This window comes from Streptomyces sp. NPDC005423 (genome assembly GCF_040606415.1).
Taxonomy (GTDB): Bacteria; Actinomycetota; Actinomycetes; order Streptomycetales; family Streptomycetaceae; genus Streptomyces.
The window spans coordinates 143,549-165,508 of record NZ_JBEXET010000014.1 but is presented as its reverse complement, the minus strand read 5'-3'; the positions used below and the strand labels follow the sequence as shown (position 1 = coordinate 165,508).

The following is a 21,960-nucleotide window of genomic DNA, read 5'->3' as shown; positions in this document are numbered from 1 at the left end:
CACGGTGCGCTGGTGACCCCACGCCGAGAGCATGATCGGGTCCTTCTGGTTCGGGTAGGCCCGGTTCCGGGGGCGCGGGCCTCCTCGTAGGAGAGCGTCTTCTCAGCCCTTGGCGGACTTCTTCTCGTCGGCGTCCAGGATGACCGCCTCGGCGACCTGCTGCATCGACATGCGGCGGTCCATGGAGGTCTTCTGGATCCAGCGGAACGCGGCGGGCTCGGTCAGCCCGTACTCGGTCTGGAGGACCGACTTGGCGCGGTCGACCAGCTTGCGGGTCTCCAGCCGCTGGGTGAGGTCGGCGACCTCCTGCTCCAGCTGCTTCAGCTCGTTGAACCGCGAGACGGCCATCTCGATCGCCGGGACGACATCGCTCTTGCTGAACGGCTTCACCAGGTACGCCATCGCTCCGGCGTCCCGGGCTCGCTCGACGAGGTCGCGCTGCGAGAAGGCGGTGAGCATCAGGACGGGCGCGATGCTCTCCCCGGCGATCTTCTCGGCGGCGGAGATACCGTCCAGCTTGGGCATCTTCACATCGAGGATCACCAGGTCGGGCCGGTGCTCACGGGCCAGCTCCACGGCCTGTTCACCGTCCCCGGCCTCGCCGACGACCGTGTACCCCTCTTCCTCCAGCATCTCCTTGAGGTCGAGCCGGATCAGGGCCTCGTCCTCGGCGATGACGACACGGGTCGTCAGCGGAGGCACGTGCGACTTGTCGTCGTCGGGCGCGTCTACGGGCTGGGGCGACTCGGGCGCGGTCACGGGGGCTCCTTGGTGCGGGCCGGGCAGGTTGTGCTGCTTGTGCAGCCTACCCAGAGGCGAGCAGGCGCGGTGACCCGGTAGACTTCGCGACGGCTCACCGACCTGCCCGGTTGGAGGAACTGGTCAGACTCGCGGTGCTCAAACCACCGTGCCTACGGGCATGTGGGTTCGAATCCCACACCGGGCACTCGAAGAAGCGGATGTTCACCCTCTCGTGGACATCCGCTTCTCTCTGTCCGCTCCCCGCCGTCCGCTACTCGGGGCTGTCGTCCTCGCCGACGTGGTGGACCCGGACCAGGTTCGTCGAGCCCGTCACGCCGGGGGGCGAGCCCGCCGTGATCACGACGATGTCGCCCTTCGCGCAGCGGCCGTGCTTCAGCAGGAGTTCGTCGACCTGGTCGACCATCGCGTCCGTCGAGTCGACGTGCGGGCCGAGGAAGGTCTCCACCCCCCAGGTGAGGGTGAGCTGGGAGCGGGTGGCCGGTTCCGGGGTGAAGGCCAGGACCGGGATCGGGGAGCGGTAGCGGGAGAGGCGGCGCACCGTGTCGCCGGACTGCGTGAAGGCGACCAGGAACTTGGCGCCGAGGAAGTCGCCCATCTCCGCCGCCACGCGGGCCACCGCGCCGCCCTGGGTGCGGGGCTTGTTCTGGTCGGTGAGGGGCGGGAGGCCCTTGGCGAGGATGTCCGCCTCGGCCGCTTCGAGGATCCGGGACATCGTCCGGACCGTCTGGACCGGGTACTTGCCGACGCTGGTCTCGCCGGAGAGCATCACGGCGTCCGTGCCGTCGATCACCGCGTTGGCGACGTCCGACGCCTCGGCCCTCGTGGGGCGGGAGTTCTGGATCATGGAGTCGAGCATCTGGGTGGCGACGATGACCGGCTTGGCGTTGCGCTTCGCCAGCACGACCGCGCGTTTCTGGACCATCGGCACGTGTTCGAGGGGCATCTCGACGCCGAGGTCGCCGCGGGCGACCATGATCCCGTCGAAGGCGGCGACGATGTCGTCGATCGCCTCGACCGCCTGCGGCTTCTCCACCTTGGCGATCACGGGGAGGCGGCGGCCCTCCTCGTCCATGATGCGGTGGACGTCCAGGATGTCCTTGCCGCTGCGCACGAAGGAGAGCGCGATCACGTCGCAGCCGGTGCGCAGCGCCCAGCGGAGGTCGGCCTCGTCCTTGTCGGAGAGGGCCGGGACGGAGACGGTGACGCCGGGCAGGTTGAGGCCCTTGTGGTCGGAGACCATGCCGCCCTCGATCACCGTGGTGTGGACGCGGGGTCCGTCGACGGCGGTGACTTCGAGGCAGACCTTGCCGTCGTCGACGAGGATGCGCTCGCCGGCGCGGACGTCGGCGGCGAGGCCCGGGTAGGTGGTGCCGCAGCCCTGGCCGTCGCCCTCGGCGCCGGGTTCCACGGTGATGGTGAAGGTGTCCCCGCGTTCAAGGAGTACGGGGCCTTCGGTGAAGCGGCCGAGTCTGATCTTCGGGCCTTGAAGGTCGGCGAGCAGTCCGACGCTGCGGCCGACCTCGTCGGCGGCCTTCCGTACCCGACGGTAGCGCTCCTCGTGCTCCGCGTGACCGCCGTGGCTGAGGTTGAGGCGGGCCACGTCCATTCCGGCTTCGACCAGGGCTTTGATCTGGTCGTACGAGTCGGTGGCGGGGCCCAGGGTGCAGACGATTTTCGCTCGGCGCATGCTTCGAGCGTAGACCTTACCGACCGGTAGGGAATTGGTCCCGTATGCCCGCCCAACAGCCGCTGGGTGAAGGGTTGTTGACACCGGTTGAAGGGGCGGCGAGGTGCTCCGGCGAGCGGGTGGACGGGATGTTCCCGCCCTGCCGCCGGTCGCGTTCCAGCGTTCGCAGCGTTCCCGCGTCCGCGCGATCTCGGCTTCGGGCTTCGGGCTCGCCGCGTCCGGCGAGGGGAGGGGGCCGCCGGACGCCTGTCTACCGGCCCTCGGCGAGGGGGGTGAGGGCGTGGGCCCGGCGGGCGGCCGGCACGGGCGGCTGGGGGGTGAGGCCGAAGGTGGTGAAGGCGGTCCGTGCGGGCAGCGGGTAGGTCTCCTCGCCGGTCAGGGAGTTGAGGATGGTGGCGCTGCGCCACGCGTTGAGGCCCAGGTCGGGGGCGCCGACGCCGTGGGTGTGCGCTTCGGCGTTCTGCACATAGGCGTGGCAGCCGGCTCCGGTGACGCGGGGGTCGAGGACGAGCCGGAACTGCTCGTCCACGCGCGGGCGTTGGGAGCCGTCGCGGCACAGATAGGGGTCGAGACCGGCGAGGATGCGGCCCAGGGGACGTTCACGGTAGCCGGTGGCGAGGACCACGGCGTCGGTGACGAGCCGGGAGCGGGTGTCCTGCCGCAGGTGTTCGAGGTGGAGCTCGATCCGGGTGGTGGCGATCCGCCCGGCGGTCCGGACTCGGACCCCGGGAGTGAGCACCGCGTCGGGCCAACCGCCGTGCAGGGTACGGCCGTAGAGCTCGTCGTGGATGGCGGCGACGGTCTCCGCGTCGATGCCCTTGTGCAGTTGCCACTGGGCGGCGCGGAGCCGGTCGCGGGCGGGTTCGGGGAGGGCATGGAAGTAGCGCGTGTAGTCGGGGGTGAAGTGCTCCAGGCCGAGCTTGGAGTACTCCATGGGCGCGAACGCCTCGGTACGGCCGAGCCAGTGCAGCTGTTCCCGGCCGGCGGGCCGCCCGCGGAGCAGGTCGAGGAAGACCTCGGCGCCGGACTGCCCGGAGCCGATGACGGTGACGTGCCCGGCGGCGAGGAGCGCGTCGCGGTGCGCGAGGTAGTCGGCCGCGTGGACGACGGGCACGCCCGGGGCGTCGACGAGCGGTCTCAGCGGTTCGGGGACGTGCGGGGCGGTGCCGATCCCGAGGACGACGTTCTTCGTGTACGTACGGCCGAGCGCCTCGGCCTCTCCGTCGGCGTCGAGCTGGGTGAAGTCGACCTCGAACGCGCCGCGTTCGGGGTTGAAGCGGACGGCGTCGACCTGGTAGCCGAAGCGCAGCGCGGGGAGGCTCTCGGCGACCCAGCGGCAGTAGGCGTCGTACTCGGCGCGCCGGATGTGGAAGCGCTCGGCGAAGTAGAACGGGAAGAGCCGGTCGCGGGCCTTGAGGTAGTTGAGGAACGACCAGCGGCTGGCGGGGTCGGCGAGCGTCACCAGGTCGGCGAGGAAGGGGACTTGGACGGTGGTGCCGTCGATGAGCAGGCCGGGGTGCCAGTCGAAGCCGGGACGCTGGTCGTAGAAGACGGCGTCGAGGCCGGTGAGGGGGGCGGCCAGGGCGGCGAGGGAGAGGTTGCACGGTCCGATGCCGATGCCGACCAGGTCACGGGGCGGGTCGGGTCGTGGGTACGGGGGGCGGCTCGTCGGAGGGTGGTTCATCGGGGGGTGTTTCCTTCCACCAGGTGCAGGAGCGCGGCCAGGTCGGCGGGGCGGGTGCCGGGATTGAGGAACGTGGCCTTGAGCCAGAGCCGACCGTCGAGCCGGGCCCGGCCGAGCACCGCCTCTCCGTCGGTCAGCAGCTGCCGGCGTACGGCGGCGACCGCGTCGTCGGTGGCGCCGACGGGCCGGAACAGGACCGTGCTGATGTCGGGCGGCCAGGACCGGTCGCAGAGTTCGAGGCCGGGGCGGGAGCGCACCAGGGCGGCGAACTGCCGTGCGCTGGAGCAGACTTGGTCGACGAGCGCGCCGAGTCCTGAGCGGCCGAGGGTCTTCAGGGTGACGGCGACCTTCAGAATGTCGGGGCGTCTGGTGGTGCGCAGGGAGCGGCCGAGGAGGTCGGGCAGGCCGGCTTCGGTGTCGTCGTCGGCGTTGAGGTAGTCGGCGCGCTGGGCGAGGGCGGCGAGGTCGCGGGGGTGACGGACGGCGAGGAGTCCGGCGGCGACCGGTTGCCAGCCGAGTTTGTGCAGGTCGAGGGTGACGGTGTGGGCGCGGTCCAGGCCGGCGAGCCGGTCGCGGTGGCGGTCGCTGAAGACGAGGCCGCCGCCGTAGGCCGCGTCGATGTGGAGGCGGGCGCCGTGCGCCCCGCACAGGCCGGCGATCTCGGGCAGCGGGTCGATGAGTCCGGCGTCGGTGGTGCCGGCGGTGGCGGCGACGAGCAAGGGGCGTCTCAGCCCGGTGAGGGCCTCGTCCAGGGCGGTGGGGTCGAGTCTCCCCGAGGGGGCGGGGACGACGACGGGGGCGGGCAGGCCGAGCAGCCAGGCCGCGCGCGGCAGCGAGTGGTGCGCGTTGGCTCCGCACACCAACTGCGTGCCGCCGCCGTGCGCTTCGCGGGCGAGGAGGAGGGCGAGCTGGTTGGCCTCGGTGCCGCCGGTGGTGACCAGGGCGTCGGCGAGGCCGACCTCCTGGGCGAGCGCGCGGGTGACGAGGGCTTCGAGCGCGGAGGCGGCGGGGGCCTGGTCCCAGGAGTCGAGGGACGGGTTCAGGGCGCTCGCGGCGAGGTCGGCGGCGGTCGCGACGGCGAGCGGCGGGCCGTGCAGATGGGCCGTGCAGAGCGGGTCGGCGGGGTCGGCGGAACCCTCGGCGAGCGCCCGGACGACGGTGTACAGGGCGTCCGGGTCGCCCTCGTCGGGCAGTACCTCGTCCAACGCGTCCCGCAGCCGGGCGGTGACCGTGTCCGGGCCGCCCGCCGGGAGCGGTCCGCCGCGCGCCCGCCGGCCGTCCCGGAGCGCGTCGAGGACGGTGTCGAGCAACGGGCGCAGGGCGTCGGGGCCTTGGGGGCCCGAGGCGAGGGGCGCACTGCTCATCGGCTCTCCTCCGGGGCGCGGGGCGGGGGGTTCCAGCTTGGACCCGGACGGGTCGGCGCGCCCGGGAAGCCCAACGATCAGCACCCCCCAAAGGGTGTCCCCCGGACCGGGTGACCCCGGCGCCCCGGTACCGGGCCCCGCCGGTCACTCCGTCCCGCGCACCCGCAACGCCCTTGCCAGGTCGTCGAGTTGGTCGACGAGTTTGCGGCGCAGGGCCGGGACGGGGCCCGCCTCGCGCAGACACTCCTCGCCGAGGCGGAGGGTTTCGGTGTCGACCGCGTGGGCGGGGAAGGCGTAGCGGCCGGCGGCGTCGGCGATGGCGGGGCCCCGGCGGGCGGCGAGGGTGACGGCGTCCTGGTAGTAGCGGGGGACGTAGGCGCGTACGAGATCGGCCTGTTCGGGCTGCCAGAAGCCGCGGGCGGTGGCGGTGAAGAGGTAGTTGGAGAGGTCGTCGGTGGTGAACATGGCCTCCCAGGCCCGCTTCTTGGCCGCCGGGTCGGGCAGCGCGGCGCGGCAACGGGCGGCGCCCTCCTGGCCGGTGGCGCTGGGGTCGCGGTCCAGTTCGGCGGCGATCTCGGCCTCGTCGGTGGCGCCGAGGACGGCGAGCCGGCCCAGGACGCGCCAGCGCAGTTCGGGGTCGAGTTCCGGGCCGCCGGGCACGGTGCCGTCGGCGAGCCAGGCGGCGATGGTGTCGGGGTGGGCGGCGACGTCGACGAGGTGCCGTACGGCGATCAGGCGCAGGCCGGGGTGGGAGCCGTCCTCGGTGCGGCGGACGAGGTCGCGGCAGAGGGCGGTGAGGGTGGCGAGGGCGACCGGCCGGGCCTCGGGGACGAGGTAGCGGTCGGCGACCTGGGCGGAGGCGAAGGCGAGGACGCCTTCGACGAGGGCGAGGTCCGTCTCGTGCGGGAGGTGGGCGCGGGCGGCGTCCAGGTAGGCGGAGGGCGGCAGTTCGCCGTCGCGGACGGCGTCCCGGAGCGCGTTCCACACGACCGCGCGGGTGAGCGGCTCGGGCAGCCGGGAGAGGCTGGTGCGGACGGTCTCGAAGGAGTCGGCGTCGAAGCGGATCTTCGCGTAGGTGAGGTCGCCGTCGTTGAGGAGGAGCAGGGCGGGCCGGGTGCCGAGGGGCTGCGGTGCGGTCTGCGGGATGTCGAGTGCGAGGCGCTCGCGCAGGGTGAGGCCGCCCTCGGTGAGGTCCTGGTCGTAGAGGCCGACGGCGATGTGGTGCGGGCGGCTGCCGGTGCGGTCGACGGTGAGGGTGTGGGTGCCGTCGTCGGCGGCGGTGACGCTCGGCGTGAGGGTGTCGACCCCGGTGGTGCGCAGCCAGCTCTCGGCCCAGGCGTGTACGTCGCGGTCGGTGGCGCCGGCCAGGGAGTCGATGAAGTCGGCGAGGGTGGCGTTGGCGAACCGGTGCCGGGCGATGTGGGTGTTGATGCCGGCGAGGAAGTCCTTCTCGCCCAGCCAGGCGACGAGTTGGCGCAGTGCGGAGGCGCCCTTGGCGTAGGAGATGCCGTCGAAGTTGAGCATGGCGGAGGCGGTGTCGTCGACGGCGTCGGGGGCGACGGGGTGGGTGGAGGGACGCTGGTCGGCGTCGTAGCCCCAGGCCTTGCGGACGACGCCGAAGTCGGTCCAGGTGTCGGTGAAGCGGGTCGCCTCGATGAGGGTCTGGTAGCCCATGTACTCGGCGAAGGACTCGTTCAGCCAGATGTCGTCCCACCACTGGAGGGTGACGAGGTCGCCGAACCACATGTGGGCCATCTCGTGGGCGATGACCATGCCGCGGGTCTGGCGCTCGGCGTCGGTGACGGCGGAGCGGTAGACGAACTCGTCGCGGAAGGTGACGAGGCCGGGGTTCTCCATGGCGCCGGCGTTGAACTCGGGGACGAACGCCTGGTCGTAGGAGTCGAAGGGGTAGGGCTCCTCGAACTTCTCGTGGTAGCGGTCGTAGCACTGCTTGGTGATGCCGAGGATCTCGTCGGCGTCCGCGTCGAGGTGGGGGGCGAGCGAGCGGCGGCAGTGGATGCCGAAGGGCAGGCCGCGGTGTTCGGTGCGGACGGAGTGCCAGGGGCCGGCCGCCACGGCGACGAGGTAGGTGGAGATCGGCGGGGTGGGGGCGGCCCGCCAGCGGCCCCCGCCGAGGTGTTCGGTGACGCCGTTGGCGAGGACGGTCCAGCCTTCGGGGGCGGTGACGGTGAGGTCGAAGACCGACTTGAGGTCGGGCTGGTCGAAGGCGGCGAAGACGCGCTGGACGTCCTCCATGAAGAGCTGGGTGTAGAGGTAGGTCTCCCCGTCGGTGGGGTCGGTGAAGCGGTGCATGCCCTCGCCGGTGCGGGAGTAGCGCATGGCCGCGTCGACGCGCAGTTCGTGTTCGCCGGGGGCGAGTTCGCGCAGCGGCAGCCGGTTGTCGACGAGGGTGTCCGGTGCGAGGGGCTGTCCGTCGAGGGTGACGGAGCGCAGCTCGGCGGGCTTGAGCTCGACGAAGGTGTCCGTGCCGGCCCGGTCCCCGCGCACGGCGAACCGGATGAGGGTCCTGGAGTCGAAGGTCTCCTCGCCCGTGGTCAGATCGAGTTCGATCGTGTAGCGGTGGACGTCGAGGAGGCTGGCACGGGTCTGCGCTTCGTCGCGCGTCAGTACGGACATGCGGAACATGCTGCCTGATGCCGTGGGCAGCGCACAGAGGGGGTCCGGTACGCGGCCTATGTCCGGTCGCGCGCGGAGGCCGTGTCGGCCGGGTTCCGGGCGTCGCGCTGCACGGGCACGTGGGCGCCCGGCTGCGGCGGCGCCGGGCGGGCGGCGGGGTGGTCCTTGAGCAGCGCGCGCAGCTCCCGCACCTCCGCCTCCAGGGCGAGCCGGCGCATGTGGGCGTCGTAGAGGTAGCGGACCTTGGTGCGCAGGGACCAGGGGTCGACGGGTTTCATGACGAGGTCGGCGACGCCGAGCGCGAAGGCGGCGGAGGTCGTCTCGGCGTCCGGGCCGAAGCCGGTGACCAGCAGGACGGGGATGTGCTGGGTCTGTTCCAGGCGGCGCAGGTAGCCGACCACGTCGAGGCCGCTGACGCCGGGCATGCGCACATCGAGCAGGAGCAGCCCGACCTGGCCGCGCAGAACCTGTTTGAGCGCCTCGTCGCCGCTGGTGGCGCGGGCGAGCCGGTGGCCCAGCGGGGCCAGCGCGCTCTCCAGCGCGTACAGCGTGCCCTCGTGGTCGTCGACGATGAGGATCTTGGCATCCGACGGCATGGCCCGACGTCCCTTCCACGGGGGACTACCAGCGTATGTCCGGGACTTGACGGGTTGTGCCCGTCGACTGACAGGGAGTGCACAGCGCAGCATGCCCGCCGACGGGCTCCCTGTCACGCCTGATTCGGGTCGGTTCCCTCAACTCGCGGCCGGGGAACCGTTGTTGACAGTGTCCTCCGCGATGCGCTCGTGGTGCCTGATCACCTCGGCGATGATGAAGTTGAGGAACTTCTCAGCGAACGCGGGGTCCAGCCGGGCGTTCTCGGCGAGGGTGCGCAGCCGCTCGATCTGGCGGGCCTCGCGGGCCGGGTCGGCGGCCGGCAGCCGGTGCACGGCCTTGAGGCGGCCGACCTGCTGGGTCGCCTTGAAGCGTTCGGCGAGCATGTGGATGACGGCCGCGTCGATGTTGTCGATGCTGTCGCGCAGCCGGGTGAGTTCCTCGCGCACGGCGGGGTCGACGTCACCCGTTCCGTTGGTGCTGGTGGTCATGGGCGACCACCCTACGCGGCAGGCGCTCCGCCGGTCACGGGCGGACCGACGGAGCCGTCCCGGACGGCGCGGCGGGCGGGGGCGACGGCCTACAGTGGAGACGGTTCAGGGCGTCTTTGGGGGTACGGACGTGGCGGACGACGGGCCGGTCGAGCACGGGTTCCCGCATCTGGAGACGGTGCGGGCCGCCATCACCGCGCTCTACAGGCGGCTGTCCCACGACACCGTCCGGATGTTCGCGACCAGTCTGGCCCCCGTCGACGTGGCGTTCGCGGACACCGACGACCTGCATCTCGGGGCGCAGCGCGTGGCCCGGGAGATGGTGCGGCACTACCGGCTGCCGGACGCCCGGCTCATCGTCGGCTTCCGGGAGATGACCCATGCCGCGAACGTCGAACTCACCGCCGGGCCCGAGTACTTCGTCGAGCTGAACGACCGGTTCCGCACCCACCGCCGGGACATCGGCGCGGCTCTCGCGCACGAGGTGATGCACGTCTACCTGCACCGCCTCGACCTGTCCTTCCCCGGCGTCCGGGAGAACGAGATCCTCACGGACACGGCGGCGACGTACCTGGGCGCGGGCTGGCTGCTGCTCGACGCGTTCCGGCAGGACGCGGCGTCCTCGCAGAAGCTCGGGTACCTCACACCAGAGGAGTTCGGGTACGTGCTGGCCAAGCGGGCGCTGGTGTTCGGGGAGGATCCGTCGGTGTGGTTCACCAGCCCGCAGGCGTACACCGCGTACGGCGAGGGGATGGCCCGGGCGCGCGCCGACGAGCGGCAGCCGCCGCTGACCGCGGCCGGGTGGGCGGGGCGCAGACGGTACGCCCACGACCGGCGGCACGCCGCGGCCGCGGGCGCCGGCGCCGGGGTCTCCTACGCGTTCACACCGGACGGGGACGGCGGGCTCCGGGTCTCGTTCCCCTGCCCCACCTGCGGGCAGAAGATCAGGGTGCCGGTACGCGGGCGGGTCCGGGCACGGTGCGCGCTCTGCCGGACGGTGCTGGAGTGCGACACCTGAGGGGTTCCACCCCTGCCCTGGCGCGGTGACCGCACCAGCCTGTCGGCTACGCCCCGTACACCGCCCCCGGGACCTCCGCCTCCGCCAGCAGCTTCAGCGCCGCGCCTCCCGCCTCCGACGGCGTCCACCGTGCCCCCTTGTCGGCGCTCGGCCCCGGCCGCCAGCCCTCCATCACGGTGATCCGGCCGCCCTCGCTCGCGAAGACGCGGCCGGTGACACCGGCGCTCGCGGCGGAGCCGAGCCAGACGACCAGCGGCGAGACGTTCTCCGGGGCCATCGCGTCGAAACCGTCGGCGGGAGCGGCCATCGTCTCGGCGAAGGCCCGTTCGGTCATCCGGGTGCGGGCGGCCGGCGCGATCGCGTTGACCTGGACGCCGTAGCGCGCGAACTCGGCCGCGGCGACCAGGGTGAGGCCGATGATCCCGGCCTTGGCCGCGCTGTAGTTGCCCTGCCCGAGGGAGCCCAACAGGCCTGCTCCGCTGCTGGTGTTGACGATCCGGGCCGCCGGTGCGCGGCCGGCCCGGGTCTCCGCCCGCCAGTGGGCCGCCGCGTGTCGCAGGGGCAGGAAGTGGCCCTTGAGATGGACGCGCAGGACGGCGTCCCAGTCGTCCTCGCCGAGGTTGACGAGCATGCGGTCGCGCAGGAAGCCCGCGTTGTTGACGAGGGTGTCGAGCCGGCCGTAGGTCCGGAGGGCGGTGGTCACCAGCGACGCGGCGCCGGTGTCGGTGGCGATGTCACCGCCGTGGGCGACCGCCTCGCCGCCCGCCGCGCGGATCTCGGCGGCGACGCGGGCGGCCGGACCGTCCGGGCCCGGGGTGCCGTCGAGGCCGACGCCGAGGTCGTTGACGACGAGACGGGCGCCCTCGGCGGCGAAGGCGAGGGCGTGCGCCCGGCCCAGCCCGCGGCCCGCACCGGTGACGACGACGACCCGGCCGTCACAGATTCCGCTCATCTCACGTCTCCCTGTCGACGGTGGGTCGGTCGGCGGTCGTTCGGTCAGCGGCCGGTCGGTCGGCGGTCGCGGCGTCCAGGAAGGCGGGCCGCTCCCCGCCGCCGTGCACCAGCAGGCTCGCCCCGCTGATGTAGGCGGCGGCGTCGGAGGCGAGGAACACGGCCGCCGCGCCGACGTCGGCGGGGTCGGCGAGCCGTCCGAGCGGCACGGTGCGGGCGACGGCCGCGAGACCGTCCTCGTCGCCGTAGTGGAGGTGGGAGCGCTCGGTGCGGACCATGCCGACGACCAGGGTGTTGACGCGCACGTCCGGCGCCCACTCCACGGCCATCGAGCGGGCCAGGTTCTCCACTCCGGCCTTGGCCGCGCCGTACGCCGCCGAACCCGGCGAGGGCCGGCCGCCGCTAACGCTGCCGATCATGATCACGGACCCCCTGGCCCGGCTCAGCCCGTCGTGCGCGGCGAGCGAGGCGGCCAGCGGCGCGAGGAGGTTCAGCTCGACGACCCGCGCGTGCCGCTCGGCGTCCGCCTCGGCCAGCCTGCGGTACGGCGTGCCGCCCGCGTTGTTGACCAGCACGTCGATCCGGCCGAGACCGCCGAAGAACTCCCGTACGGCGGCCGGGTCGCGCAGGTCCAGCGGCCTGAACTCGGCTCCTGGCACGGGCACTTCGGGTGGTCTGCGCGCGCAGGTCAGCACCTCGGCGCCGGCCGCGGCGAAGGCCCGCGCGATCCCCGCGCCGACCCCCCGGGTGCCGCCGGTGACGACGACGGTCCTGCCGCTCAGGGGCCGGCCGGTCGCATGGTGGGGCGGCGGGTCGGGCGAGTTGTCCACAGGGCCTCCCGCTCGGGATCTCCGGCTGCTAGCTTCGAGGTCTCGCACCTAACAAATGTTTGGTGGAAAGGTAGCTGATGCGTCCATGGGTGTCTCCACCTCCACCCCGGAAAAGGGGATTTCCGTCGTCACGGTCGACTTCCCGCCGGTGAACGCGGTGCCGGTGGACGGCTGGTTCGCGCTGGCTGACGCCGTGCGCTCGGCCGGCCGCGACCACGAGGTGCGCTGCGTGGTGCTGGCCGCCGAGGGGCGCGGTTTCAACGCGGGCGTGGACATCAAGGAGATACAGGGACGGGGCCGGTCGGCCCTGGTCGGGGTGAACCGCGGGTGTTACGAGGCGTTCGCCGCGGTGTACGAGTGCGAGGTGCCGGTGGTGGCGGCCGTCCAGGGTTTCTGCCTGGGCGGCGGCATCGGCCTGGTGGGGAACGCGGACGTGATCGTGGCGAGCGAGGACGCCACGTTCGGGCTGCCCGAGCTGGACCGGGGCGCGCTGGGCGCCGCCACCCACCTGGCTCGGCTGGTCCCGCAGCATCTGATGCGGGCGCTGTACTACACCTCGCGCACGGCGACCGCCGCCGAGCTGCATGCGCACGGCTCGGTGTGGCGGGTCGTACCGCGCGCCGAACTACGGGCGGCGGCAATGGAGTTGGCGGGCGAGATCGCCGCCAAGGACGGCGAGCTGATCCGGCTGGCCAAGTCCGCGATCAACGGTGTCGACCCCGTCGACGTCCGCCGCAGCTACCGCTTCGAACAGGGCTTCACCTTCGAGGCGAGCGTCAGCGGAGTGGCCGACCGGGTCCGTGACGCCTTCGGGAAGGAGGGGCGCGGGTGAGCGACAAGACGATGACCGCCGAGGAGGTCGTCTCCCGGCTGGCCGACGGCATGACCCTCGGCATCGGCGGCTGGGGCTCGCGCCGCAAGCCGATGGCGCTGGTGAGAGCGGTACTGCGGTCCGGCCTCACCGACCTCACCGTCGTGTCGTACGGCGGTCCCGACGTCGGGATGCTCGCGGCGGCCGGCCGCATCCGCAAGCTGGTGGCGGCCTTCGTGACGCTCGACTCGATCCCCCTGGAGCCGCACTACCGCGCGGCCCGCGAGAGCGGGGCACTCGACGTCATGGAGGTCGACGAGGCGATGTTCATGTGGGGACTGCGCGCCGCTGCCGGCCGACTGCCCTTCCTGCCGGTCAGAGCGGGCCTCGGCTCGGACGTGATGCGGGTCAACCCCGGCCTGCGCACGGTGACTTCACCCTACGGCGACGGGGAGACGTTCGTCGCGATGCCGGCCCTGCGGATGGACGCGGCGCTGGTCCACGTGGGACGCGCGGACCGGCTGGGCAACGGCCGGTATCTGGGCCCCGACCCCTACTTCGACGACCTGTTCTGCGAGGCGGCCGACACCGCGTACGTCTCCTGCGAGCGGATCGTGGACACGGCCGAGCTGACGAAGGAGGCCGCGCCGCAGACGCTGCTGATCAAGCGGCACACGGTGACAGGCGTCATCGAGGCGCCGAACGGCGCGCACTTCACCTCCTGCGTGCCCGACTACCCGCGCGACGAGGCCTTCCAGAGGGAGTACGCCAGCACGCCCTGGCCGGAGTGGGCCGGGCGGTTCCTCGGGAAGGACGAGCACGCCTACCGGTCGGCGGTCCGGTCCTGGCACGAGGAGCGGTCATGAACACGGAGAACGAAACTTCCCCCTCCCCCACCCGGGCCGAGTACTGCGTGATCGCCTGCGCCGAGGCGTGGCGGGACGCGGGCGAGATCCTGGCGAGCCCGATGGGAGTGATCCCGTCCATCGGGGCGCGGCTGGCCCGGCTGACCTTCTCACCGGACCTGCTGCTCACCGACGGCGAGGCCACGCTCGTCCGGCCGGACGGGACGCCGGAGGGATGGCTGCCCTACCGGCAGCATCTGGCCCTCGTCGCGAGCGGGCGGCGGCACGTGATGATGGGCGCCAGCCAGATCGACCGGTACGGCAACCAGAACATCTCCTGCATCGGCGACTGGGCCCGCCCGAAGCGGCAGCTGCTCGGGGTGCGCGGCGCACCGGTCAACACGCTCAACAATCCGACCAGTTACTGGGTCCCCAGGCACTCGCCGCGGGTGTTCGTGGCGAAGGTCGACATGGTGTGCGGGGTGGGGTACGACCGGGCCGCCGAGCACCCGGGCACCGCCCGCTTCCACCACCTCCCCCGGGTCGTCTCCGACCTCGGCGTCTTCGACTTCGACACCCCCGACCACTCGATGCGGCTCGCCTCGCTGCATCCAGGGGTGAGCGCCGAGCGGGTACGGGAGGCGACGGGGTTCGCGCTCACCGTCCCGGACGAGGTGCCGTCCACCCGCGAGCCGACCGGGGAGGAGCTGCGGTTGATCCGTGAGGTGCTCGATCCGGGGAACACGCGGGCGCGTGAGGTGCCGGAGGGGGTGACGGCCTAATGGAGACCGCGCTGACCCGGCTGGTCGGGGTCCGCCTGCCGATCGTGCAGACCGGAATGGGCTGGGTGGCGGGCCCGCGCCTGGTCTCGGCGGCGGCCAACGCGGGGGCGCTGGGCATCCTCGCCTCCGCGACGATGAGCCCGGGCCGGCTGCGCGAGGCGATACGGGAGGTCAGGTCGCGTACCCGGGCGCCGTTCGGGGTGAATCTGCGGGCGGACGCGGCGGACGCGGGCGAGCGGGTGCGGATCATGATCGAGGAGGGGGTGCGGGTGGCGTCCTTCGCACTCGCGCCCTCCCCCGGTCTGATCGGCGAGCTGAAGGCGGCGGGGGTGGTCGTCATCCCGTCGGTCGGGGCGCGCCGGCACGCGGAGAAGGTGGCCGCCTGGGGTGCGGACGCGGTGATCGTGCAGGGCGGGGAGGGCGGCGGGCACACCGGCGAGGTGGCGACGACGGTGCTGCTGCCGCAGGTCGTGGACGCGGTCGGCATCCCGGTCGTGGCGGCGGGGGGTTTCTTCGACGGGCGCGGGCTGGTCGCGGCGCTGGCGTACGGGGCGGCGGGCGTCGCCATGGGGACGCGTTTCCTCCTCACCTCCGACTCGACCGTCCCGGACGCGGTGAAGGCGGCCTATCTGGCGGCGACGGTCAAGGACGTCACCGTCACGACGGCGGTCGACGGGCTGCCCCACCGGATGCTCCGCACGGAGTTCGTCGAGGCGTTGGAGCGCTCCGGCCGTACGCGAGCCCTGGTCCGGGCGGTGCGCCGGGCGGCGGCCTTCCGCCGTCTCTCCGGATCGACCTGGGCGGGCATGATCCGCGACGGCCTCGCCATGAAGCACGGCAAGGACCTGGCCTGGAGCCAGGTGCTGCTCGCCGCCAACACGCCGATGCTGCTGAAGTCTGCGATGGTGGACGGCCGTTCGGACCTGGGGGTGATGGCGTCCGGCCAGGTCGCGGGGGTGATCGACGATCTGCCGTCGTGTGCGGAGCTGGTGGAGCGGATCATGGAGGAGGCCGACCAGGTGCTGAACGGGCTGCCCCCGGCGCGCGGTTGACGCCGGGGACCACAGCCGTTCCCGAGTTCACAGCCGCGCGGCGTTTCCGAGCCGTCACAGCCGCTCACAGCCGCTCACAGCCGCTCGATGATCGTGACGTTGGCCTGGCCGCCGCCCTCGCACATCGTCTGTAGGCCCAACCGGCCGCCGGTGCGCTCCAGTTCGTGCAGGAGGGTGGTCATCAGCCGGACGCCGGTCGCGCCCAGGGGGTGGCCGAGGGCTATCGCGCCGCCGTTGACGTTGACCCGGTCGGGATCGGCGCCCGTCTCCTTGAGCCACGCGAGGACCACGGGCGCGAACGCCTCGTTGATCTCGACCAGGTCGATCGCGTCCATCGACAGGCCGGTCTTCTTCAGGGCGTGGGCGGTGGCCGGGATGGGCGCCGAGAGCATCCGGATCGGGTCCTCGCCCCGGGCCGACAGGTGGTGCACGCGGGCCCGTGGGCGCAGTCCGTGTTCGCGGACCGCGCGCTCCGACGCCAGCAGCATGGCCGCCGCGCCGTCGGAGACCTGGGAGGAGCAGGCCGCGGTGATGGTGCCGCCGTCGAGAACCGGTTTCAGGGCCGCCATCTTCTCCAGGGAGGTGTCCCGGCGGGGGCCCTCGTCGGCCGTCACGGAACCGTATGCCACGGTCTCCCGCACGAAGCGGCCCTCGTCGGCCGCGCGTACCGCCCGCGCGTGGGAGCGCAGCGCGAACTCCTCCTGGTCGTGCCGGCTGATCCCCCACTTCGCGGCGATCATCTCGGCGCCGGCGAACTGGTTGACCGGCGCGTCGCCGTACCGCGCCCGCCAGCCTTCGCTGCCCGCGAAGGGGCCCTCCGTCAGTCCCAGCGGTTCGGCGGCCCGGCGGGAGGCGAAGGCGATCGGGATCTGGGACATGTTCTGCACCCCGCCCGCGACGACCAGGTCCTGGGTGCCGGAGAGTACGGCCTGTGCCGCGAAGTGCACGGCCTGCTGCGAGGAGCCGCACTGCCGGTCGACGGTCACCCCCGGCACCTCCTCGGGCAGCCCGGCCGCCAGCCAGCAGGTCCGCGCGATGTCGCCGGCCTGCGGTCCGACCGCGTCCAGGCACCCGAAGACGACGTCCTCGACGGCGGCCGGGTCGATCCCCGAGCGGGTCATCAGCGCGGTGAGGACATGCGCCCCGAGGTCGGCCGGGTGGACCGCGCCGAGCCCTCCCCCGCGCCGCCCGACGGGCGTCCGGACCGCTTCGACGATATAGGCCTCGGCCATGCCAACTCCCCAAAATCAGCCATGAGTCATGGACGTACGGCGATCCCGTCCAGCACCATCGAGAGGTACTGCCGGGCGATCTCCTCCGGGCTGTGCTGTCCGCCGGGCCGGTACCAGGACGCGGCGACCCACACCGTGTCCCGGACGAACCGGTAGGTGAGCCGGACGTCGAGGTCGGCCCGGAAGACCCGGGCGGCGACCCCGCGTTCCAGCGTGGACAGCCACGCCTTCTCGAATCCGCGCTGCGACTCGGTGAGGAACGCGAACCGCTCCTGGGCGACGAGGTGCCGGCTCTCCTTCTGGTAGATCGCGACGGCGGCGCGGTGCCGGTCGATCTCCCGGAAGGACTCGGTGACCAGGGCTTCGAGGGTCTCGCGCGGCCCGAGTCCGGCGGCCAGGACGGTGTCGTAGCCGTCCCACAGCTCGTCGAGGAAGGTCCGCAGGATCTCCTCCAGCATCGATTCCTTGGAGTCGAAGTGGTAGTAGAGGCTGCCCGCGAGCATGCCCGCGTGGTCCGCGATCTTGCGGACGGTGGTGGCGTTGTAGCCCTGCTCGGCGAAGACCTCGGCGGCGGTGGCGAGGAGTTCACGGCGGCGGGCGGGCGCGGCGGTCACCGGGGGCTTCTTCTTCGTAGGCACGGGCCCATTGTGGTCGGTGCGGTCATCAGGGGTGCCGGCTGCTCACGGAGACGACCTCGCCGGTCATGTACGACGAGTAGTCCGACGCCAGGAAGACGATCACGTTGGCCACCTCCCAGGGCTCCGCGTACCGCCCGAAGGCCTCGCGGGCGGTGAGTTCGGCCAGCAGCTCCGGGCTGGTCACCTTCACCAGGTGGGGGTGCATGGCGAGGCTGGGCGAGACGGCGTTGATCCGCACGCCGTGCTCGGCGGCCTCCAGGGCCGCGCACCGGGTCAGGGCCATCACCCCGGCCTTGGCCGCCGCGTAGTGCGCCTGTCCGGTCTGGGCCCGCCAGCCGACCACCGAGGCGTTGTTGACGATCACGCCGCCGCCGGAGTCCCGCATCAGCCGCAGGGCGGCCCTGGTGCACCGGAACGTGCCGTTCAATGTCACGTCGAGCACCTTCGTCCACTGCTCGTCGGTCATCTCGACCAGGTCCGAAGTCCCGCCCAGGCCCGCATTGTTGACGACCACATCCAGGCGTCCGTGCGCTTCGACGGCCGCCGCGAACAGGTCCCGTACCTGGGTCTCGTCGGTGACGTCACAGGGCTGCGCGCCGACCGACTCCGGCCCGAACTCCGCGGCCAGCGCGGTCTCGTACTCCTTGAGCCGGCGGGGGTGGGCGTCGCTGATGAGGACGCGCGCGCCCTCCTCCAGCAAGCGGCGCGCGGTGGCGCCGCCGATGCCCGCCCCGGCGGCGGCGGTGACGACGGCGGTGCGCCCCGTCAGCAGCCCGTGGCCGGGTACGTACGCCGGACTCTCGACGCCTGTCATGGCACCACGCTAACCTACCAAACACTTGTTAGGGAAGGATCGTCGCTGATGGACCTCGACTTCACGGCCGCCGAGGAGGCGTTCCGCGCCGAGGCGCGCGCCTGGCTCGCCGCCCATGTGCCGCCCGTCGCGCTGCCCTCGCTGGAGACGGCGGAGGGGTTCGCGGCGCATCGCGCCTGGGAGGCCGAACTGGCCGGGGACCGCTGGTCGGTGGTGTCCTGGCCGGCCCGGTACGGCGGACGGGACGCGGACCTCGTGCGCCGGCTGGTGTTCGAGGAGGAGTACTACGCGGCGGGCGCCCCGGGCCGGGTGAGCCAGAACGGGATCAGCCTGCTCGCCCCCACCCTCCTCGGCCACGGCACGCCGGAGCAGCGCGCGCGGGTGCTGCCGCCGATGGCGACCGGCGAGGTGGTCTGGGCGCAGGCGTGGTCGGAGCCGGAGGCGGGTTCGGATCTGGCGTCGCTGCGCTCCCGGGCGGAGCGCACGGCGGGCGGCTGGCTGCTGACCGGCCAGAAGACGTGGTCGTCGCGGGCGGCCTTCGCGGACCGCGCCTTCGGTCTCTTCCGCAGCGAGCCGGGGCTGCCCAGGCCGCATCAGGGGCTCACGTACCTGATGTTCGGCCTGCGGGCGCCCGGGGTCACGGTCCGCCCGATCGGCCGCCTGGACGGGAAGCCCGCCTTCGCGGAGCTGTTCCTGGACGGGGTGTTCGTGCCGGACGAGGACGTGATCGGCGCGCCCGGCGACGGCTGGCGGGTGGCGATGTCGACAGCGGCCGACGAGCGCGGGCTGACGCTGCGTTCCCCCGGCCGCTTCCTCGCCTCGGCCGGCCGGCTGCTGGACCTCTGGCGGCGGCGGGGCAGCCCGGAGGTGTTCCGGGACCGGGTGGCCGACGCCGTGATCGGCGCCCGCGCCTACCAGCTCCTCGCCTACGCGGCGGCCTGCCGCCTCCGCGACGGCGGGACCGTCGGGCCGGAGTCCAGCCTGATCAAGGTGTACTGGTCCGAGTTCGACCTCGCCCTGCACGAGACGGCGCTCGATCTGCTGGGTGAGGAGGGCGAGTTGGCGGACGGCGACTGGTCCGAGGGCCATCTCTTCTCCCTCGCGGGCCCGATCTACGCGGGCACGAACGAGATCCAGCGCGACATCATCGCCGAGCGCCTGCTCGGCCTGCCGAAGGGACGCCGCTGATGCGCTTCCTCCTCGACGCCGAACAGCGGGCGTTCGCCGCCTCGTTGGACGCGATGCTGACGGCGGCCGGCACACCCGCGGTGGTACGGGAGTGGAGCCGCGGGGAGCACGGAAGCGGGCGCGCGCTGTGGCGCCGGATCGCGGCGGCCGGGGTGTTCGCGCTGGCGGTGCCGGAAGCCTACGAAGGGGCGGGCCTGCGTCCGGTCGAACTGGCCGTCGCCTTTGTGGAGTTGGGGCGGCACGCGGTGCCGGGGCCGCTGGTGGAGACGGTCGCCGCCGCCGCGCTGCTCGCCGCACCCGCTCCCGCCAAAAGGCTGTTGGCCTCGCTGGCGGCGGGCGAGGCGATGGCGACGGCGGCGCCCTCCGGGTCGTACGCCCTGGACGGTGACGCGGCGGCCGTCCGGCTGACCTGGGACGCCGGCGGGCTGCGGCTGGCCCCCGGGCACGGCGCGGTCCGCCCGTCCCTGGACCCGGCCCGCCGGCTCACTGCGCTCGCCCCCGGCGGCGAACTCCTCGACCCCGCCCCGCCCGTGGAGCGCGCCGTCACCCTGGCCCGGCTCGCGGTCTCCGCCCAGGCGCTCGGCGTCGGGCTCGCGCTGCTCGACCGGACCGTCGCGTACGTACGGCAGCGGACGCAGTTCGGGGTGCCCGTGGGCTCGTTCCAGGCCGTGCAGCACCGGCTCGCCGATGCCAGGATCGCCCTGGAGTTCGCGCGTCCGCTGGTGTTCGGGGCCGCCCTGTCGATGGCCCCGGCCGAGGTGGCCGCCGCGAAGGTCACCGCCTGCGAGGCGGCGTGCACGACGGCCCGTACGGCGCTCCAGCTGCACGGCGCGATCGGCTACACGGCGGAGTACGACCTGTCGTTGTGGCTGGGCAAGGCCCGCGCCCTGCGCACCGCCTGGGGCGGCCCGGGCGAGTGCCGGGCCACCGTGCTCGAAGGGCTCGGCGGCCTCAGCGGGCTGAAGGGTTGAAGGGTTGAAGGGTTGCACGGAATGAACGGGCTGGACGGGCTCAGGGGCGGTGGTCGCCGCTCGTGAGTTTCCGGTGCGCCGCCGCGCCGAGTCCGATCACCGCGCAGCGGCCCCGCGCGTGCAGCACGCGCTCCTCGCCGGTCAACAGCGCGGCGTCGTACGGCCCGAGGGTCAGGCCGGCCACCTCCGCGGGTCCGTCGAGCGCGACGACCAGCGCGTCCGCGAGGAGGGGCAGCCGGCCGCACACCACGGCCACCGTGGGGGCCGTACGGCCGTCGCCCCTGCGCCACATCACGTTGAGGTTCACCACGGGACCGTCCAGCAGCCGGCCCTCCGTCGGCAGGTCGCCCCTGAACTCCCCTGGCACGTAACGGGAGTCGACGAGTCCGCGCTCACCGCCCACCGTGAGCTCCAGCCCGGCGCCCTCGACGACCATGAGGTTCCGGTCGACGCCGGGGAAGGCCGAGAACGGCCCGTCGGCGCCGACCTCGGCCAGGCTCACCCGCCAGCGGAAGTCGTCCAGGCCGGCGCCCTCGGGTGAGACGGCGATCTCACGGGTGACACCGCCGCCGTTCTTCCAGGGCACGGCGGTGCGCGCGGCGGCGGGCAGGAAGCGGATCACCGGACGAGGCTACGCCACCGGGCACCACCGCACCGCCCTTGGTCAAGGTCTCCCAAGGGGCGGGAATCCGGATGTACCACCGCCCTACTCTGTGCGCCATGAAACGTGCCGGTGCCCTGCTCCTCACCGTGCTCCCCGTCGTCCTCGCGGTGACGGCCTACGGTCTCGCCTCCCCGCACCACGCCGCGGCACGACGGCGGGAGGCGGTGGCACTGGCGTCCCCCGCCGCGAAGGAACTCGCCCAGGAACTCGTGGCGAGCGCCGAGAACGCGACCCTCGACTGGCGCAGCGCGTACGGCTACGTCGAGGACATCGGCGACGGCCAGGGCTACACGGCGGGCATCATCGGCTTCTGCACCGGCACCCACGATCTGCTCACCCTGCTGGAGGGCTACACAACCGCCCATCCCCGCAACGGACTTGCCCGCTACCTCCCCGCCCTGCGCGAGGTCGACGGCACGGACTCCCATCAGGGACTCGACCCCGGTTTCCCGGCGGCCTGGAAGGCGGAGGCGAAGGTGCCCGCCTTCCGGGCCGCCCAGGACGCGGAGCGTGACCGTGTCTACTTCGACCCGGCGGTGCGCCGGGCCGCGCTCGACGGGCTGGGCGCGCTCGGGCAGTTCGTCTACTACGACGCGATCGTCTTCCACGGCCCGGGACAGGACGGCTTCGAGGGCCTGCGCGCCGAGGCGATGCGCAGGGCGCGCACCCCGGCCGAGGGGGGCTCGGAGCAGGCGTACCTCGGCGCCTTCCTCGATGTCCGGCGGACGGCGATGCGGGCGGAGCACCCCGGCATCGACACCACCCGTATCGACACCGCGCAGCGCCGATTCCTGGCCGCCGGCAACCTCGCCCTGCGGACGCCGCTGGTGTGGAAGGTGTACGGCGAGACGTACGAGGTGGCCTGAATGAGCGGGAGTCGGACGCGGACGTGCGGCGGCGCCCGCCGGTCCGGTCGGGGACTTGGCGGGCGCCGCACAGTGTTCC

General features: G+C 73.1%; 21 protein-coding genes and 1 tRNA gene. 9 read left to right on the top strand and 13 right to left on the bottom strand.

The window, feature by feature from the left end; translation table 11 throughout:
• Window positions 1-102: 102 nt before the first annotated feature.
• A complete protein-coding gene (locus tag ABZT12_RS17745) occupies window positions 103-759 on the bottom strand; it encodes a response regulator (protein ID WP_356384590.1) in 657 nt (218 codons plus the stop codon).
• A 104-nt stretch (window positions 760-863) separates the two neighbouring features.
• Here ABZT12_RS17745 and ABZT12_RS17740 point away from each other — a divergent pair.
• Window positions 864-946, top strand: a tRNA-Leu gene (locus ABZT12_RS17740).
• 66 nt (window positions 947-1,012) lie between these two features.
• Here the strand turns inward: ABZT12_RS17740 and pyk are convergent.
• From pyk to ABZT12_RS17710, 6 genes are all read right to left on the bottom strand, one after another.
• The gene (pyk, locus tag ABZT12_RS17735; RefSeq protein WP_356384587.1) at window positions 1,013-2,449 is read right to left on the bottom strand and encodes a pyruvate kinase; all 1,437 of its coding nucleotides are present in this window, start codon (window positions 2,447-2,449) and stop codon (window positions 1,013-1,015) included.
• Between the two features lie 250 nt (window positions 2,450-2,699).
• Window positions 2,700-4,133 (bottom strand): SidA/IucD/PvdA family monooxygenase, encoded by a 1,434-nt coding sequence (locus tag ABZT12_RS17730; RefSeq protein ID WP_356384584.1) that lies wholly within the window; start codon window positions 4,131-4,133, stop codon window positions 2,700-2,702.
• A complete protein-coding gene (locus ABZT12_RS17725) occupies window positions 4,130-5,497 on the bottom strand; it encodes an aminotransferase class V-fold PLP-dependent enzyme (RefSeq protein ID WP_356384581.1) in 1,368 nt (455 codons plus the stop codon). Before ABZT12_RS17725 ends, ABZT12_RS17730 begins: the two co-directional genes overlap by 4 nt.
• Before the next feature lie 144 nt (window positions 5,498-5,641).
• Window positions 5,642-8,143, bottom strand: coding sequence for an aminopeptidase N (gene pepN / locus ABZT12_RS17720; RefSeq protein ID WP_356384578.1), 2,502 nt, complete (start codon window positions 8,141-8,143; stop codon window positions 5,642-5,644).
• A 47-nt stretch (window positions 8,144-8,190) separates the two neighbouring features.
• The gene (locus ABZT12_RS17715; RefSeq protein ID WP_356384576.1) at window positions 8,191-8,730 is read right to left on the bottom strand and encodes a response regulator; all 540 of its coding nucleotides are present in this window, start codon (window positions 8,728-8,730) and stop codon (window positions 8,191-8,193) included.
• A gap of 138 nt (window positions 8,731-8,868) precedes the next feature.
• Window positions 8,869-9,219 (bottom strand): chorismate mutase, encoded by a 351-nt coding sequence (locus ABZT12_RS17710; protein WP_356384573.1) that lies wholly within the window; start codon window positions 9,217-9,219, stop codon window positions 8,869-8,871.
• A gap of 130 nt (window positions 9,220-9,349) precedes the next feature.
• Here ABZT12_RS17710 and ABZT12_RS17705 point away from each other — a divergent pair, with 130 nt between their 5' ends.
• Window positions 9,350-10,237, top strand: coding sequence for a hypothetical protein (locus ABZT12_RS17705; protein WP_356384570.1), 888 nt, complete (start codon window positions 9,350-9,352; stop codon window positions 10,235-10,237).
• Between the two features lie 46 nt (window positions 10,238-10,283).
• Here ABZT12_RS17705 and ABZT12_RS17700 read toward each other — a convergent pair whose 3' ends face one another.
• Window positions 10,284-11,189 carry an SDR family oxidoreductase gene (locus ABZT12_RS17700; protein ID WP_356384567.1) on the bottom strand — a complete coding sequence of 302 codons (906 nt, stop codon included), beginning with the start codon at window positions 11,187-11,189 and terminating at the stop codon, window positions 10,284-10,286.
• 1 nt (window position 11,190) lies between these two features.
• Window positions 11,191-11,970 carry an SDR family oxidoreductase gene (locus ABZT12_RS17695; RefSeq protein ID WP_356384608.1) on the bottom strand — a complete coding sequence of 260 codons (780 nt, stop codon included), beginning with the start codon at window positions 11,968-11,970 and terminating at the stop codon, window positions 11,191-11,193.
• A 133-nt stretch (window positions 11,971-12,103) separates the two neighbouring features.
• On the opposite strand from ABZT12_RS17695, the gene ABZT12_RS17690 reads away from it, so the two are divergent.
• From ABZT12_RS17690 to ABZT12_RS17675, 4 genes are read left to right on the top strand one after another with little or no spacing between them, the layout of a single operon-like run.
• Window positions 12,104-12,850 (top strand): enoyl-CoA hydratase family protein, encoded by a 747-nt coding sequence (locus ABZT12_RS17690; RefSeq protein ID WP_356384564.1) that lies wholly within the window; start codon window positions 12,104-12,106, stop codon window positions 12,848-12,850.
• Complete coding sequence (locus ABZT12_RS17685) at window positions 12,847-13,695, top strand: CoA-transferase (RefSeq protein ID WP_356384561.1); 849 nt, start codon at window positions 12,847-12,849, stop codon at window positions 13,693-13,695. Before ABZT12_RS17690 ends, ABZT12_RS17685 begins: the two co-directional genes overlap by 4 nt.
• Window positions 13,692-14,456 (top strand): CoA-transferase, encoded by a 765-nt coding sequence (locus ABZT12_RS17680; protein ID WP_356384558.1) that lies wholly within the window; start codon window positions 13,692-13,694, stop codon window positions 14,454-14,456. Before ABZT12_RS17685 ends, ABZT12_RS17680 begins: the two co-directional genes overlap by 4 nt.
• On the top strand, window positions 14,456-15,508 hold the full coding sequence (locus tag ABZT12_RS17675; RefSeq protein WP_356384555.1) for a nitronate monooxygenase: 1,053 nt from the start codon (window positions 14,456-14,458) through the stop codon (window positions 15,506-15,508). Before ABZT12_RS17680 ends, ABZT12_RS17675 begins: the two co-directional genes overlap by 1 nt.
• Before the next feature lie 74 nt (window positions 15,509-15,582).
• Here ABZT12_RS17675 and ABZT12_RS17670 read toward each other — a convergent pair whose 3' ends face one another.
• Genes ABZT12_RS17670 through ABZT12_RS17660 form a run of 3 tightly spaced genes read right to left on the bottom strand, consistent with a single transcriptional unit; the run spans window position 15,583 to window position 18,192 of the window.
• The gene (locus tag ABZT12_RS17670; protein WP_356384552.1) at window positions 15,583-16,740 is read right to left on the bottom strand and encodes an acetyl-CoA C-acetyltransferase; all 1,158 of its coding nucleotides are present in this window, start codon (window positions 16,738-16,740) and stop codon (window positions 15,583-15,585) included.
• A gap of 26 nt (window positions 16,741-16,766) precedes the next feature.
• Window positions 16,767-17,378 carry a TetR/AcrR family transcriptional regulator gene (locus ABZT12_RS17665; protein ID WP_356384549.1) on the bottom strand — a complete coding sequence of 204 codons (612 nt, stop codon included), beginning with the start codon at window positions 17,376-17,378 and terminating at the stop codon, window positions 16,767-16,769.
• 25 nt (window positions 17,379-17,403) lie between these two features.
• Window positions 17,404-18,192 (bottom strand): SDR family oxidoreductase, encoded by a 789-nt coding sequence (locus ABZT12_RS17660; RefSeq protein ID WP_356384546.1) that lies wholly within the window; start codon window positions 18,190-18,192, stop codon window positions 17,404-17,406.
• A gap of 48 nt (window positions 18,193-18,240) precedes the next feature.
• Here ABZT12_RS17660 and ABZT12_RS17655 point away from each other — a divergent pair, with 48 nt between their 5' ends.
• Both ABZT12_RS17655 and ABZT12_RS17650 read left to right on the top strand, forming a co-directional pair.
• On the top strand, window positions 18,241-19,380 hold the full coding sequence (locus tag ABZT12_RS17655) for an acyl-CoA dehydrogenase family protein (protein WP_356384543.1): 1,140 nt from the start codon (window positions 18,241-18,243) through the stop codon (window positions 19,378-19,380).
• Window positions 19,380-20,351, top strand: a complete 972-nt coding sequence (locus ABZT12_RS17650; RefSeq protein ID WP_356384540.1) for an acyl-CoA dehydrogenase — start codon at window positions 19,380-19,382, stop codon at window positions 20,349-20,351. The genes ABZT12_RS17655 and ABZT12_RS17650 overlap by 1 nt, the downstream gene beginning before the upstream one ends.
• A gap of 40 nt (window positions 20,352-20,391) precedes the next feature.
• Here ABZT12_RS17650 and ABZT12_RS17645 read toward each other — a convergent pair whose 3' ends face one another.
• A complete protein-coding gene (locus ABZT12_RS17645) occupies window positions 20,392-20,973 on the bottom strand; it encodes a HutD family protein (protein WP_356384537.1) in 582 nt (193 codons plus the stop codon).
• 98 nt (window positions 20,974-21,071) lie between these two features.
• Here ABZT12_RS17645 and ABZT12_RS17640 point away from each other — a divergent pair, with 98 nt between their 5' ends.
• A complete protein-coding gene (locus tag ABZT12_RS17640) occupies window positions 21,072-21,881 on the top strand; it encodes a chitosanase (protein WP_356384534.1) in 810 nt (269 codons plus the stop codon).
• The last annotated feature ends 79 nt before the right edge of the window (window positions 21,882-21,960 follow it).

What these genes read in the sequence shown, in the direction of transcription:
- ABZT12_RS17715 (WP_356384576.1), bottom strand. Translation starts at nt 8,730, where the DNA reads ATGCCGTCGGATGCCAAGATCCTCATCGTCGACGACCACGAGGGCACG.
- ABZT12_RS17670 (WP_356384552.1), bottom strand. Translation starts at nt 16,740, where the DNA reads ATGGCCGAGGCCTATATCGTCGAAGCGGTCCGGACGCCCGTCGGGCGG.
- ABZT12_RS17730 (WP_356384584.1), bottom strand. Translation starts at nt 4,133, where the DNA reads ATGAACCACCCTCCGACGAGCCGCCCCCCGTACCCACGACCCGACCCG.
- ABZT12_RS17650 (WP_356384540.1), top strand. Translation starts at nt 19,380, where the DNA reads ATGCGCTTCCTCCTCGACGCCGAACAGCGGGCGTTCGCCGCCTCGTTG.
- ABZT12_RS17725 (WP_356384581.1), bottom strand. Translation starts at nt 5,497, where the DNA reads ATGAGCAGTGCGCCCCTCGCCTCGGGCCCCCAAGGCCCCGACGCCCTG.
- ABZT12_RS17640 (WP_356384534.1), top strand. Translation starts at nt 21,072, where the DNA reads ATGAAACGTGCCGGTGCCCTGCTCCTCACCGTGCTCCCCGTCGTCCTC.
- ABZT12_RS17660 (WP_356384546.1), bottom strand. Translation starts at nt 18,192, where the DNA reads ATGACAGGCGTCGAGAGTCCGGCGTACGTACCCGGCCACGGGCTGCTG.
- ABZT12_RS17675 (WP_356384555.1), top strand. Translation starts at nt 14,456, where the DNA reads ATGGAGACCGCGCTGACCCGGCTGGTCGGGGTCCGCCTGCCGATCGTG.
- ABZT12_RS17680 (WP_356384558.1), top strand. Translation starts at nt 13,692, where the DNA reads ATGAACACGGAGAACGAAACTTCCCCCTCCCCCACCCGGGCCGAGTAC.
- pyk (WP_356384587.1), bottom strand. Translation starts at nt 2,449, where the DNA reads ATGCGCCGAGCGAAAATCGTCTGCACCCTGGGCCCCGCCACCGACTCG.
- ABZT12_RS17710 (WP_356384573.1), bottom strand. Translation starts at nt 9,219, where the DNA reads ATGACCACCAGCACCAACGGAACGGGTGACGTCGACCCCGCCGTGCGC.
- pepN (WP_356384578.1), bottom strand. Translation starts at nt 8,143, where the DNA reads ATGTTCCGCATGTCCGTACTGACGCGCGACGAAGCGCAGACCCGTGCC.
- ABZT12_RS17690 (WP_356384564.1), top strand. Translation starts at nt 12,104, where the DNA reads ATGGGTGTCTCCACCTCCACCCCGGAAAAGGGGATTTCCGTCGTCACG.
- ABZT12_RS17700 (WP_356384567.1), bottom strand. Translation starts at nt 11,189, where the DNA reads ATGAGCGGAATCTGTGACGGCCGGGTCGTCGTCGTCACCGGTGCGGGC.
- ABZT12_RS17655 (WP_356384543.1), top strand. Translation starts at nt 18,241, where the DNA reads ATGGACCTCGACTTCACGGCCGCCGAGGAGGCGTTCCGCGCCGAGGCG.